The organism is Acetobacter indonesiensis (assembly GCF_000963945.1).
Lineage (GTDB): Bacteria > Pseudomonadota > Alphaproteobacteria > Acetobacterales > Acetobacteraceae > Acetobacter > Acetobacter indonesiensis.
The window spans coordinates 223,331-236,093 of record NZ_BAMW01000006.1 but is presented as its reverse complement, the minus strand read 5'-3'; the positions used below and the strand labels follow the sequence as shown (position 1 = coordinate 236,093).

The following is a 12,763-nucleotide window of genomic DNA, read 5'->3' as shown; positions in this document are numbered from 1 at the left end:
GGCCCTGCCCAACAAGGGGCAAGGCAAGTTGCCCCTCTCTTATCCTTCATAAGCCAAGGCCACAAGCGGGCAGAGCCGCCTTATGGCACATCATCCAGGCCAATGGCGCGCAGCCGGGCGCGTTCTTCATCCCAGCCCGAACGTTCTTTCACGTTCAGAAACAGGTGGCACTCGCGTTCCAGAAGTGCGGAAAGCTGCTTGCGGGCGCGCTCCCCAATCTGGCGGATCTTCTGACCACGCTCCCCTATCAGAATGGCTTTATGGCCTGCACGGGAAACATAAATGGTCGCATCAATCCGCACGGAACCGTCCGGCCGTTCCTTGTAGCTTTCCGTCTCGACAGTGGCACCGTAAGGCACTTCCTCATGCGTCTGCATGAAAATCTGCTCACGCACCAGTTCGGCAGCCAGCAAGCGGTCTGGCAGATCGGTCAGGTCGTCTTCAGGGTACAGATAGGGGCCTTCCGGCAGGTTTTCGGCCAGTTTGTCCAACAGGTCATCCACACCACTGCCCGAACGCGCACTGACCATGAACACATGCTCAACCGACAGTTTTTCGGTTACAGCAGCTGTCAGCGGCAGCAAGGCTTCCCGGTGTACCAGATCCGTCTTGTTGAGCACCAGCCAGACTTTACGACCCGCTTTCGCCAGCCGGTCCATAATTTCCTCAACCGCTTCCGTCAGGCCTGATTTTGCATCAATCAGCAGCAAGGTAATGTCTGCATCATCTGACCCAGTCCACGCGGCAGCCACCATGGCGCGATCAAGCTTGCGGCGTGGGCGGAAAATACCGGGAGTATCAACCAGCAAAATCTGGGTCTTTTCCCGCATAAGAATACCCAGCACGCGAAACCGCGTGGTCTGGGCTTTGGGGCTGACAATAGACAGCTTTGCCCCTGTCATGCGGTTGAGCAGAGTCGATTTGCCGGCGTTTGGGGCGCCCACCAATGCTGCAAACCCGCAGCGTGTTGTTTCAGCCATGTTGTGAGCCCTCTAATTTTTCCAGCAAACTTGCAGCAGCAGCACTTTCAGCCGCGCGCTTGCTACCCGCACGGCCTTCCCCACTTTTGCCACCCGCCCGAACCTCAACCACAAACAGTGGCGCGTGAGAGGGGCCATCCGCCCCTATTGTTTCATAAACCGGCAAAACCTGCCCGCGTGCCAAAACCCATTCCTGCAAGGCAGTTTTAGGGTCTTTGGGCGGCTTGGCCTGCGCATCAAGCATTGGTTTCCAGGCGTGCCGGACAATTTTTCTGGCCGGGTCAAGGCCACCATCCAGAAACACTGCCCCCAGAACAGCTTCCAGTGCGTCCGCCACAACGCTCGCCGTTCCTTGCACGCCGACACGGGCTTCATGCGCTGCAACCGTCAGATATTTTGCCAGATCAAACCGATCCGCAATTTCTGCCAACGTCGTGCGGGAAACCAGATGCGCCAGACGGGAGCCCAGAGCCCCCTCCTGCTCATCCGGATAACGCTCGAGCAACCATTCCGCCATCAGCAGGCCAAGCACACGGTCACCAACAAACTCTAACCGTTCGTTAGACCCTGCCCCCTTAGCTTTCTGGGAGCGACGCCTGCCCCCTGCATTCTGATACGCGGCCGAACGATGGGTCAGCGCTTCATGCAGCAGGGCAGGTTTGGTGAATTTATACCCCAGTAACCGTTGCAGCGCTTCCCCTGCGGGTTGCAGAACGCTGTCTGTCCGTTGGGTGGTCACGCCACACTCCGCAGGATACGGCCCCAGCGGATTTCAACCGGCCAATACCAGAACTGCCAGAGAGGATGCGCGGAATCGACCGAGAAAAACACCCGTTGCGCCTGACCAACCAGATTTTCCATTGGCACGAAGCCAAGGTCTTTCGGCCCATCGCCCATGAAGCGGCTATCTGCGCTATCGTCGCGGTTATCGCCCATGGCGAAGAAATACCCCGGCGGCACGACGTAATCGGGCGTGTTATTCTGTGCACCATCATCCATCAGCTTCAGCACCTGATGCGCCACAACACCACGGCCAGCACTCCCCGGAAGCTGCTCTTCACAAGCTTCCCCTTCCATCGACACCTGCGATTCATCAATGGCTGTGTAAGGATGCGGGTTGAGGCACGGTACAGGCTGATCATTCAGATACAGATGGCCCGCAGTGACCCGAATGTGGTCCCCCGGCAGCCCGATAATCCGCTTGATATAATCAACTGACGTATCTTTGGTGAATCGGAAGACGGCCACATCGCCACGATGGGGTGTTCCTGCCCAGATGCGCCCCTCAAACAGATTGGGCGAAAACGGCAGCGAGTATTTTGAATAGCCGTAACTATATTTGGAGACCCATAGATAGTCACCTACCTGCAAGGTAGGGATCATGGACCCCGACGGAATAACGAACGATTCAAACAGAAATGTCCGCACCAGAGTGACGGCCAGCGCAACGGTGATGATGGTCCGCACATAGTCCAGAAAAACCCGGCCCGGTGATGCGGGACGATCCACGCCTGCTTCTGAGGGAGGATAATCCGATTTGGTCATGTCCTGCATCGCCTGCTTTGCATCAGTTCAAAAAGAAAAATCGTGCGGATGAAGCCGTGCGCCCCCAAGGATGTCAACCCGAACGCGCCGAGATAATAACCTCGGCAAAGGCGTAAGGCGGCTCGTCCGTCATACTTAGCACCACATGGGGCACACACCCGGCGGGCATCAACGCCTGCAACCGTGCCTGTGCAGCGCCTTTCAAAACAAGGGTGGGCTGTCCGGTCTCAAGGTTTTCCACCCCAATCAGACTGTGCGCCACACCTTGCGCAAAACCTGTGCCCAATGCTTTTGCGCACGCTTCTTTCGCAGCCCACCGTTTGGCATAGGCCCCAATACGGGCCTGCCCGCTGCGCCGTTCCGCCCGTTTCCGTTCGGTCGGGGTGAAAACGCGCATCAGAAAGCGGTCGCCAAAACGGTCGATGGCCTGCTCTATCCGGCGCATGTCACACAGATCAACCCCTGCGGCAATCACGCTCATTCCGACCTCTGACGCCCAAGGGGAAAGTTTTGCGTCATGATCGCGCCCTGTCTGCCTGCGCGATGCCCTGCGCAGCCCTTAACCCAGCAATAACCGAGGAAAGATGCCGCAGGTCGCGCACTTCCACGTCCACCAGTATTTCCATGAAATCGAGCTGACGATGCACAATCTTCAAATTGACAATCGACGCATCCCCCTTGGAAACAGCATTGGTAATCGTCGCCAGCACAGACGGTTCATTTTCAGCCACGATGGAAATACGGCCGACCCGCAATTCGCCACTGCCTGCGCGGGCCATGGCGTCATAATCCCAATCGACATCCAAAAAGCGTTCAGGGGTCGCAGCAAAACTCTCAAGCGTCTGGCAGTTCCGGGTATGGACGGTAATGCCCTTGCCCGTTGCCACCACACCCACAATCCGGTCACCCGGCAACGGATGACAGCAGGCTGCAAAATGGGTCGCCACCCCCGGCCCAAGCCCCACCAAAGGAATAGAGCCACCAGAGCGCCGGTCTCCCCCGCCACCAGATACGTTCCGTGGGCGAGGCCCCGCAGTCCCCAGCACGCCGGGAAGCCCCGGAACCATGCGCGGCGCACGCGCTGCCCGCCGAAGTTCCGGATACGCCGCAGAGACAACATCCCTTGCGCTGAGGTTATTGTTGCCGACAGCGACATACAGATCCTGAAGGGAGCTTTGTTTAAGCCCCTTCAGGGTTGTTTCAATAACCTTTTCAGACCCATCAACACCTTCCTGCCGGAAGGCCTTGGCTAGGGCCGCACGTCCGTTATCCAGATAAGTCTGACGCTGTTGGGCCGCCACATAACGGCGGATACGCGCACGCGCCTTACCCGTGACAACAAACCGCTCCCACGATGGCGACGGTGCGCCACCCCGAGCAGTCATGATTTCGACCTGATCGCCGTTCTGCAATTCGTGCCGCAGGGGCATCAGGCGGCCATTGATCTTGGCCCCCACACAGGAATCGCCAATCTGGCTATGAACGGCATAGGCGAAATCGACAGGCGTTGCGCCACGCGGCAGCGAAATAAGCTGCCCCTTTGGCGAGAAGCAGAACACTTGGTCCTGATAAAGTTCCAGCTTGGTGTTCTCAAGAAACTCATCAGGAGCCGAGGAAGCTTCCAGAATTTCCAGCAGATCCTGCACCCAGCGCGGACGCCTAAAGCTGGCGGGGCCGCTTTCATCCTCCGCCGTACCTTCTTTATAGGCCCAGTGAGCCGCAACCCCGTTTTCAGCCACATCATGCATGGCCGAGGTTCTGATCTGAACTTCAATTTTCTGGTTACGCGGAGACCGAAGCGTCACCCCCGTATGAAGGCTCTGGTATCCGTTAGCCTTGGGGGTAGAGATGTAATCCTTGAAGCGTCCGGCAATAACCGGATAGGCGGCATGCACCGCCCCAAGCGCCATATAACAATCTTCGCGTGCTTCAACCAAAACGCGAAACGCCATGATATCTGAAAGCTGTTCAAACGCCACATTCCGGCGCTGCATTTTCTCCCAGATGGAATAAGGCGACTTCTCACGCCCCGACACATGAACATTTTTCAGCCCGGCCTCATGACACAGGCGAAGCAGTTCGCGGCGGACTTCTTCAATAACATCAGCCCCCTGCCCCCGCAGATAGTTGAGGCGGGCGCGAATGGTCGCATCTGCTTCGGGCTCAAGCTGCGCAAAAGACAGGTTTTGCAACTCTGTCTTGACCCGGTCCATACCGATACGCTCGGCAAGGGGGGCATAAATATCCAGCGTTTCACGGGCAATCCGTTGCCGCCGGTCTACACGCTCCACAAAATGGAGGGTCCGCATATTGTGGAGGCGATCCGCCAGCTTCACCAGCAGAACCCGAATGTCTTTCGACATCGCGAGCACAAGCTTACGGAAGTTTTCCGCCTGCTTGGTCCGGTCGGACTGAAGTTCCAGCCGGGTAAGCTTTGTCACCCCATCGACCAGATCAGCCACAACCGGACCAAACTGGGTGCGCAGTTCATCCTGCGTGACGCCCGTATCTTCAACAGTGTCATGCAGAAGCGCTGTCAGCAGAGACGGCACATCCAACCTGAATCCAGCCAGAATCATGGCTACAGCCAGTGGGTGCGTTATGTAGGGGTCACCATTGTCACGAAGTTGGCCTTCATGGGCCTTTTTCGCCACATCAAATGCGCGACGAATAAGATCAGCATCAGCGGCAGGAGCATAGTCCTGCACAACACTGATCAGCCGCTCACAATTTATATCCCCACGGCCTTTATCGGGCGGGGTTAGAGCGGCTTCGGGTGTTTCCACCACGGCAGGGGACGTGTTAGCGCCAACAGGCTCCAGCGTGGGAGCAAGAGCATCAGTCGGGTTTTCGTTCCCTGCCTGCGTCACTCGCGCTTACCGACGTGTGCGCCCGCTCAGAGCGGCTTCAACAGCGCCAGCATCATCAGCCGCTTCTTCTTCCGGAGAAACTTCCTGCAGACCAAAAATGTTCTGCTCTGTCGGCACCAGATCCTGCACTTCTTCATCAACAGGTTCGGGCTCTGGCTCACGGGCCTGAGAACGGATCAGATCATTGCGCAGTTCGGGCAGTTTAACCGTTTCGTCCGCAATTTCGCGCAGCGCCACAACCGGATTCTTGTCATTATCACGGTCAATGGTAAGCTCTTCACCGCGGGAAATATTGCGGGCGCGCTGGGCCGCATACAGCACCAGTTCAAAGCGGTTCGGGACTTTCTCTACGCAGTCTTCGACGGTGACGCGGGCCATTACGAAGAGCCTCCAGACAATTCAGCTACAAGATATAGAACAAGCATAGTAACCTATCAGCCACCAGCAAGAAAGGGCTTATTCCTGAATTTGGCTGATTTCCTGTCCCGCAACGTTTGTCAGCAGAGTATTTAACGGCAGACCCGTGGCAGGATGAACCCAATCCGGCATGACATCCCGCACAGGCAGTAACACAAAAGCCCGCTCGTGCGCTCTTGGATGCGGCAGCATCAGATGCGGATCGTCCTGACAGGTGTCCCCAACGGCAATAATATCTAGATCAAGAGTCCGGGCTGCATTGGGCACAGACCGCTCCCTTCCAAAATCATGCTCCAGCTTTTGCAGCACTTTCAAGAGGTCTTCCGGTGCCAATGTCGTGCTGATACGCACCGCCCCGTTGACGTAGGGCGGCTGCCCGGAAGGCGGGATAGGCGCGCTTTCATACCAGTGAGAAACAGCCTCAACCTGTATTGCCGGTTGTCCTCGCAGGGCCTCCACCACAGCTTTGCATGTCGCAAGAGCATCCCGCCCATTACACGGCAGGTTTGCACCCACTGCAATTAGCACCATTTCCGTACCCTTCCTTGATTTCATGATTTAAATGTATCTTTTTTTAGAAACAGCAGTAGAATTAAGCATGGTAAGCATGTTTACGCTCACCAACGGCCCGATTTTTAACAAAAATTCACAATATCCCCGGCTGTTATATTAAAGGACATACTCGTAATGAATCTGAAAAAAGACGAAAGAACCTGTCTTTTTATTGATGGCTCAAGCCTTTACTCTACATCAAGGAGCCTGGGCTTTGATGTTGACTACAAAAAACTTCTAGATTTCTTTGCCTCTAAAACGCACGTCATCCGCGCCTATTACTATGCCGCGATTCTGGACACTGAAGATTATTCCCCCCTGAAGCCACTGACCGACTGGCTATCTTACAATGGGTATTTCTTGGTCACCAAACCCGCGCGCGAATTTACGGATTCCACGGGTAAGCGTCGCGTCAAAGGCAATATGGAAATTGAAATTGCCGTCGATATGATGGAAATGGCACCCCATATTGACCACGCCATCTTGTTTACGGGCGATTCAGACTTCCGTCGCGTTGTTGAAGCCGTGCAGCGGCAGGGCACTCGGGTGTCCGTCGTCTCCTCCATGCGCTCCAATCCGCCGCTTATTGGGGATGATCTTCGCCGTCAGGCTGATAACTTCATGGAACTGGCAGTTGTGGGGGCCAACTTCACCCGCCGTCAGGCAGAAGCACCTGCGCGCCCGCGCAGCGTGCCCGGACCAGTACGCCATCCGGCTGACCAGATGAGCGAACCGGAAGATGATGATCCGCTGTCCTGATAAGAGACCCCAATCTCTTTTGTCGTGAGTTTTCCTTCAAACGTGATGGTTTCCCGTGCCGGGACCATCACGTTTTTTATATCCACCGCACATTCAGGCATCTAATAAAAATAAAAAGCGCAGTTTTCTCCCACTTTTTCAGTTTCTTTAAATTTTTTTTCAGAGTTGCGGAAAAAAAGGGGATGTCATGCGTTTAAAGCAACTCTACCATGATGAACGACCGTTCATTATCGGTTCACCGCCTGAGTGCTTTATCTGGAGCTAATCTATGCCCACATGTTCTGAAGCCCGATCCAGCCTAATCTCGCTGCTTCGCGGCGTTGAACATTTCAATACCGAGGTGTTCCCCGCAAAGGAGAAGCTGTTTGCTTCTCTGGCAAAGGGGCAGTCCCCGGACGCCCTGTTCATTGCCTGCGCTGATAGCCGCATCAACCCCAACCTGATTACCCAGACAGAACCGGGTGACCTGTTCATTCTGCGTAACATTGGCAACATCGTTCCCGCCTACGGTGAAATGCTGGGTGGTGTGTCATCCGCCATTGAATATGCTGTCATGGGACTGGGTGTATCGGCCATTATTGTCTGCGGTCATTCTGACTGCGGTGCGATGAAGGCTCTGCTTGCTCCCAAGAAAAGCGGCCTGGATACAATGCCAACCGTGGCAAGCTGGCTGCGAAATGCCGAAGCAGCCCGTGCATCCATGAGCGATCTGAAAGCTGAAGACGCTGGTCCGGCCAACGTCCGCACCCTGTCTGAACGCAATGTGCTGTTGCAGATTGCCCACCTGAAAACACACCCCGCTGTTGCAGCAGGGCTGGCGCGGGGCACCTTGTTCCTGCAAGGCTGGTTCTATGACATCGGCTCAGGCGAAATCAGCATTCTGGATGAAAATACGCACAGCAGCGTTTCCATTCCGGAAACCATTTCCAAACTGGAAAAAGAACCCGCGTAACACCGCTAGCGGTCTTTATTCAGACTACACCCCGGCGAAGCCACAGCCTCGCCGGGGTTTCCTTTGTCTTTTTCTGCATACCCTGCTGTGGCTGTGGCAAGCCAACCCGATCCTCGCGGCGCAAGCGGCTGCCCCGCTTAAAATTGCCACATGGAATATGGACTGGCTGCTTGATGCCACTGCCCCGTCGAGCTTGACTGCTCCATCCGATATTCCGCATCGCACGGCATCAGACTTCGCCAAGCTTGCTGCCTACGCCCAGCATCTAAATGCAGATCTTATTGGCTTTCAGGAGGTCGATTCTCTTGAAACTGCCGCTCGTATTTTCCCCGCCAGCACCTATCAGATTTTTCTGACACAAGACCCGATTATCCAGCATACAGGGCTTGCTGTTAGGCGCGACTTGCGGATCACCCTGAATCCTGATGTGACGTCCCTCACCATCGGTTCAGGCGCTGCTTCCCATCCTTTGCGCAGTGGGCTTGATGCCACGCTTTACTATGGTGCAACCAAAGTAAGGCTTTTGGTGGTCCATCTGAAAACAGGCTGTTGGGACAACCCACCTACTGACCGTGGACATTCCTGCCCCATTTTGGTTCAGCAGTTCTCGGCATTACAACAGTGGATCGCTGACCGGCAGAAACAGCGCGAGAATTTCATCATAATGGGCGATTTCAATCGCCGGATGACGCATGATGATCCATTTTTTGGCCGCCTTAGCCACATCGCGCTGCTTGACCTAACAACTGCGGGGTGGGCAAGCCCCTGTGAAAATGGAACGTATTTCATTGACCACATTTTACTTGGCGGAAACAGTATTGATTGGAAAATACCTCAATCACTTCATGTTTTGACATATAATAGACAAGAAACTTCTACGCTATCTGACCATTGCGCAGTGTCAGTCAAACTCTTGATCCCATCGTCACAGCAATAAAAAAGCCACCACGGTCTCCCGCAGTGGCTTTTCTGGTTCCTGCCCGTAAGGGATATGATTTATCCGGCGCGGCCAGCAGCGGCGCGGCTGCCACCCATGCGGCCATTTCCGCCACCAGAGCGCGGCGCGCCACCGCGCGGTGGGCCACCACGGCCACGACCACCACCAGCACCACCACGCGGTGGGCCGCCACGACCACGGCCACCACCACCGCCCAACACGGGGGGGCGCATGGTTGAATTTTCTGCATCAGCAGAATGCCAGGGGTGATCGCGCACAACCGGAATTGGCTTACCAATGGTTTTTTCAATATCGCGCAACCATGCACGCTGTTCCGGGTCACAGAATGACACAGCCCAGCCATCACGCCCCGCACGGGCCGTACGGCCAATACGGTGCACATAGCTTTCAGGCACATTCGGCAGGTCGTAGTTGAACACGTGGCTGACATCATCAACGTCAATGCCGCGTGCAGCGATATCAGTCGCAACCAGCACTTTCACGCTCCCCGCACGGAAGCCTTTCATTGCACGCTCACGTGCGCCCTGCGATTTGTTGCCGTGAATCGCTTCCGCCACAATGCTGTTCTTGTTTAGAAACTCTGCAACCTTGTTGGCTTCGTGCTTCATCAGCGTGAAGACAACCGCACGGGCAACTTTGGGAGATTCAACCAGAGTCAGTAACGCATCGCGCTTGTTCGAACCGTCAACAAACATCACAGCCTGCTGAATACGATCGACCGTGCTGGAGGGAGGCGTGACCTCGACCTTTGCCGGGTCGTTCAGCAGCGAGCTAGCCAGTTCGGCAATGCTGCGCGGCATGGTTGCCGAGAACAGCAGCGTCTGACGCTTGGCGGGCAGGAAGGTCATAATACGCCGGATATCGCGCACAAACCCCATGTCGAGCATACGGTCGGCTTCGTCCAGCACCAGCACTTCAAGCGCTGACAGGTCGATATAACCCTGACCAATCAGGTCAAGCAGACGCCCCGGTGCTGCCACCAGCACGTCCACACCGCGGCGCATGGCTTCAACCTGCCGTCCCTGCCCTACACCACCAAACACAACAGCCTGCGTAAACTTCATGTGGCGTGCATACGCCTTGAAGCTATCGCTGATCTGGGAAACCAGTTCACGCGTGGGGGCAAGAATAAGGACGCGGGCTTTTTTCGGGCCTGCGGCTTTCGGGTTTTTCAGCAGATAATCAAGGATAGGCAGAGCAAATGCAGCCGTTTTGCCCGTGCCTGTCTGGGCCAGACCAAGCAGATCGCGCCCGGCCAGCAAATGAGGGATGGACTGAGCCTGGATGGGGGTCGGGTTTTCATACCCTTCCTCGGCCAGCGCCTTCAGCAGGGGCTCGGCAAGCTTCAGATCGGAAAACGTAGTCATCAGGGCGTAACCTCTTCGTGCTACCTGAAAAACGAGACGAAACCACCCCTTTTCAGCTGCGCACCTTCATTGTCAGACCACCTGTCAGGCAAGCCTGAACTACAGCAGGCGCTGACTGAGGTCGTGAATTTTAACAAATACTGGCAGCGTGACCCATTTTCAGAAGACGTTCTCTGAAAAACCCTGCCCTTGTGTTTAGGGTATATAAGCGGACTTTTCTGGTCTCGCAAGCCTTCCGTACCATATTGGTCCTAAAAGAAAGCCGCCAATCAGGGTAATCTCATTTCCTGAGGTCAGCATTCACCAAACATGAGGACACAGGCAAATCCATAATACTTAGCCAGTTTCAAACGGATTTTTGAAAAGAAACTGGTGCTATTCAATGCCAGAAATTGCTGACACCACCACGAATACCTAACAAATTTTTTAGAAGAAAGTTTATGTTACAACACTGACACTAATAACTATTGCTGTGTTACGGCGTCCTTAGCAGTCGCCTTTACGCCCCAACAGAAACAATGCCTGTTCACCAAACAGATTGGCCAGACGGATGGAACGCCGCCACGGCGCGCGCTCCCCATCTTCATCAACAGCCATCCATTTCTGAACACAATATCCCTCCTCCTGACACAGGGCCAGAAAGTCCCTGATGGTACAGGGGTGAATATTCGGGGTTTCATACCACTGGGTATTCCACACGCTGGTCATGGGCATGCGACCACTGAACAGCAACATAAGCCGCAACTGCCAGTGCCCAAAATTGGGGAAAGACACAATGGCATGGCGGCCAATACGCAGCATCTGACGCAGCACTTCACGCGGGCGTTCCACAGCCTGCAAGGTACGCTGCAACACAACGTAGTCAAATGCGCCGTCAGGATAATGCGCAAGGTCATGGTCGGCATCGCCATGCACTACGGGCAGACCATGCGCCACGGCACGGGTGACTTCACGCATATCAATTTCAATACCGCGAGCATCGCAGCCACGCATGCGGAACAGATGGTCAATCAGGGCCCCATCCCCGCTGCCGATATCAAGCACACGGGTTCCGGGTTCAATCATGTCGGCAATCAGCCGTTGATCAAGGCGCATCAGGCAAGCCCCGCATGTTCTGCCACACCGCACAGAAAACCCCGGACTGTGCGGTCAAAATCGGGTTCATCCAGCAAGAAGGAATCGTGCCCTTTGTCCGTATCAATTTCAACAAAAGATACGTTGGCCGCCGCCTGATTCAGTGCCCGCACCAGATACCGGGCGCTGGAGGTCGGGAACAACCAGTCAGACGAAAAGGACACCACACAGAACCGCACCGGCGTGCCAGCAAAAGCGGCTGGCAGTTCACCATCATGCTCGGCGGCAAGATCGAACCAGTCCATGGCGCGGGTGATGGTCAGGTAGGAATTGGCATCAAACCGACGCACAAAAGCTGAGCCCTGATAACGCAGGTAGGACTCTACTTCGAACACGTCACTGAACATCGAAAGTGAGGCTTCCGGAGCCTGTGCATTTGACGGGTCTTTGCGCACACGCCGCCCAAATTTGCGGGTCAACGCTTCTTCGGAAAGGTAAGTGATGTGCGCCATCATGCGGGCCACGGCCAAGCCGCGCGCAGGAACCACGCCCTGCTGCCAGTAGCGTCCCCCATGCCAGTCAGGGTCTGCAAAAATGGACTGACGACCCACCTCATTAAACGCGATATTCTGCGCGGAATGATACGGGGCTGTCGCAATGGGCATGGCCGCCAGCATCATGTGCGGATACGTCACCGCCCATTCAAGCACCTGCATACCGCCCATGGACCCACCCACAACAGCAAACAGGCGCTCAATCCCCAGATGCCGCACCAGCATATGTTGAGCCCGCACCATGTCGCGGATGGTAATGGGCGGAAAATCGGTGCCCCAGCGTTCGGTGCCGTTTCCCTTACCATCGGTACGCAGCGAACGGGGGCCAGTGCTGCCCATGCAGCCACCCAGCACATTCATGCAGATGACGAAAAATCGGTTGGTATCGATCGGGCGTCCCGGCCCGACCATACGCCCCCACCACCCCGGTTTACCCGTCAGAGGGTGAATGTCTGCCACATATTGATCACCCGTAAAGGCGTGGCACACGACAATGGCGTTATCGCGTTTGGCAGAAAGCGTGCCGTAGGTACGGTAGGCAACATCAACCGGGGCAAGATGCACCCCACATTCCAGATCAAGACCTTCGGGGAAAGTGGCGTGCTGGTGGTCGCCAACGTCAAGAGGCGCAGTACTGTTCATGGTTGGGTCAACAACTCCGGCAGGACAGTATCCGACATAAACACGGAAACAGGACGTATCAAGTACGCCTTACTGCCGGGGCAGCCCTGCCTT

Annotated in this window: 13 protein-coding genes; 3 read left to right on the top strand and 10 right to left on the bottom strand. The window is 55.6% G+C overall.

Annotation, left to right across the window (positions count from 1 at the left end; all coding sequences use genetic code 11):
- Positions 1 to 80 precede the first annotated feature (80 nt).
- The 7 genes from era to folK all read right to left on the bottom strand — a co-directional run bounded on the left by era (position 81) and on the right by folK (position 6,343).
- Positions 81 to 980 (bottom strand): GTPase Era, encoded by a 900-nt coding sequence (gene era, locus Abin_RS02295; protein ID WP_048844711.1) that lies wholly within the window; start codon positions 978 to 980, stop codon positions 81 to 83.
- Positions 973 to 1,719, bottom strand: a complete 747-nt coding sequence (rnc, locus tag Abin_RS02290) for a ribonuclease III (protein ID WP_237594464.1) — start codon at positions 1,717 to 1,719, stop codon at positions 973 to 975. Before rnc ends, era begins: the two co-directional genes overlap by 8 nt.
- Complete coding sequence (lepB, locus tag Abin_RS02285; protein ID WP_370684388.1) at positions 1,716 to 2,534, bottom strand: signal peptidase I; 819 nt, start codon at positions 2,532 to 2,534, stop codon at positions 1,716 to 1,718. The genes rnc and lepB overlap by 4 nt, the downstream gene beginning before the upstream one ends.
- Before the next feature lie 64 nt (positions 2,535 to 2,598).
- Complete coding sequence (gene acpS, locus Abin_RS02280) at positions 2,599 to 3,006, bottom strand: holo-ACP synthase (protein WP_048844709.1); 408 nt, start codon at positions 3,004 to 3,006, stop codon at positions 2,599 to 2,601.
- 34 nt (positions 3,007 to 3,040) lie between these two features.
- Complete coding sequence (locus Abin_RS02275; protein ID WP_371862204.1) at positions 3,041 to 5,347, bottom strand: RelA/SpoT family protein; 2,307 nt, start codon at positions 5,345 to 5,347, stop codon at positions 3,041 to 3,043.
- 54 nt (positions 5,348 to 5,401) lie between these two features.
- Complete coding sequence (rpoZ, locus tag Abin_RS02270; protein WP_048838473.1) at positions 5,402 to 5,773, bottom strand: DNA-directed RNA polymerase subunit omega; 372 nt, start codon at positions 5,771 to 5,773, stop codon at positions 5,402 to 5,404.
- A gap of 78 nt (positions 5,774 to 5,851) precedes the next feature.
- Positions 5,852 to 6,343, bottom strand: a complete 492-nt coding sequence (folK, locus tag Abin_RS02265) for a 2-amino-4-hydroxy-6-hydroxymethyldihydropteridine diphosphokinase (RefSeq protein WP_084593405.1) — start codon at positions 6,341 to 6,343, stop codon at positions 5,852 to 5,854.
- 156 nt (positions 6,344 to 6,499) lie between these two features.
- On the opposite strand from folK, the gene Abin_RS02260 reads away from it, so the two are divergent.
- The 3 genes from Abin_RS02260 to Abin_RS02250 all read left to right on the top strand — a co-directional run bounded on the left by Abin_RS02260 (position 6,500) and on the right by Abin_RS02250 (position 9,012).
- Complete coding sequence (locus Abin_RS02260; RefSeq protein WP_048844707.1) at positions 6,500 to 7,123, top strand: LabA-like NYN domain-containing protein; 624 nt, start codon at positions 6,500 to 6,502, stop codon at positions 7,121 to 7,123.
- Positions 7,124 to 7,391: 268 nt separating this feature from the next.
- Positions 7,392 to 8,075 carry a carbonic anhydrase gene (locus Abin_RS02255; protein WP_048844706.1) on the top strand — a complete coding sequence of 228 codons (684 nt, stop codon included), beginning with the start codon at positions 7,392 to 7,394 and terminating at the stop codon, positions 8,073 to 8,075.
- On the top strand, positions 8,008 to 9,012 hold the full coding sequence (locus Abin_RS02250) for an endonuclease/exonuclease/phosphatase family protein (protein ID WP_084593404.1): 1,005 nt from the start codon (positions 8,008 to 8,010) through the stop codon (positions 9,010 to 9,012). The genes Abin_RS02255 and Abin_RS02250 overlap by 68 nt, the downstream gene beginning before the upstream one ends.
- Positions 9,013 to 9,071: 59 nt before the next feature.
- On the opposite strand, the gene Abin_RS02245 is transcribed toward Abin_RS02250, so the two are convergent.
- The 3 genes from Abin_RS02245 to metX all read right to left on the bottom strand — a co-directional run bounded on the left by Abin_RS02245 (position 9,072) and on the right by metX (position 12,670).
- Complete coding sequence (locus Abin_RS02245) at positions 9,072 to 10,400, bottom strand: DEAD/DEAH box helicase (protein WP_048844705.1); 1,329 nt, start codon at positions 10,398 to 10,400, stop codon at positions 9,072 to 9,074.
- 486 nt (positions 10,401 to 10,886) lie between these two features.
- On the bottom strand, positions 10,887 to 11,495 hold the full coding sequence (gene metW, locus Abin_RS02240; RefSeq protein WP_048844704.1) for a methionine biosynthesis protein MetW: 609 nt from the start codon (positions 11,493 to 11,495) through the stop codon (positions 10,887 to 10,889).
- On the bottom strand, positions 11,495 to 12,670 hold the full coding sequence (metX, locus tag Abin_RS02235; protein ID WP_048844703.1) for a homoserine O-acetyltransferase MetX: 1,176 nt from the start codon (positions 12,668 to 12,670) through the stop codon (positions 11,495 to 11,497). Before metX ends, metW begins: the two co-directional genes overlap by 1 nt.
- Positions 12,671 to 12,763 lie beyond the last annotated feature (93 nt).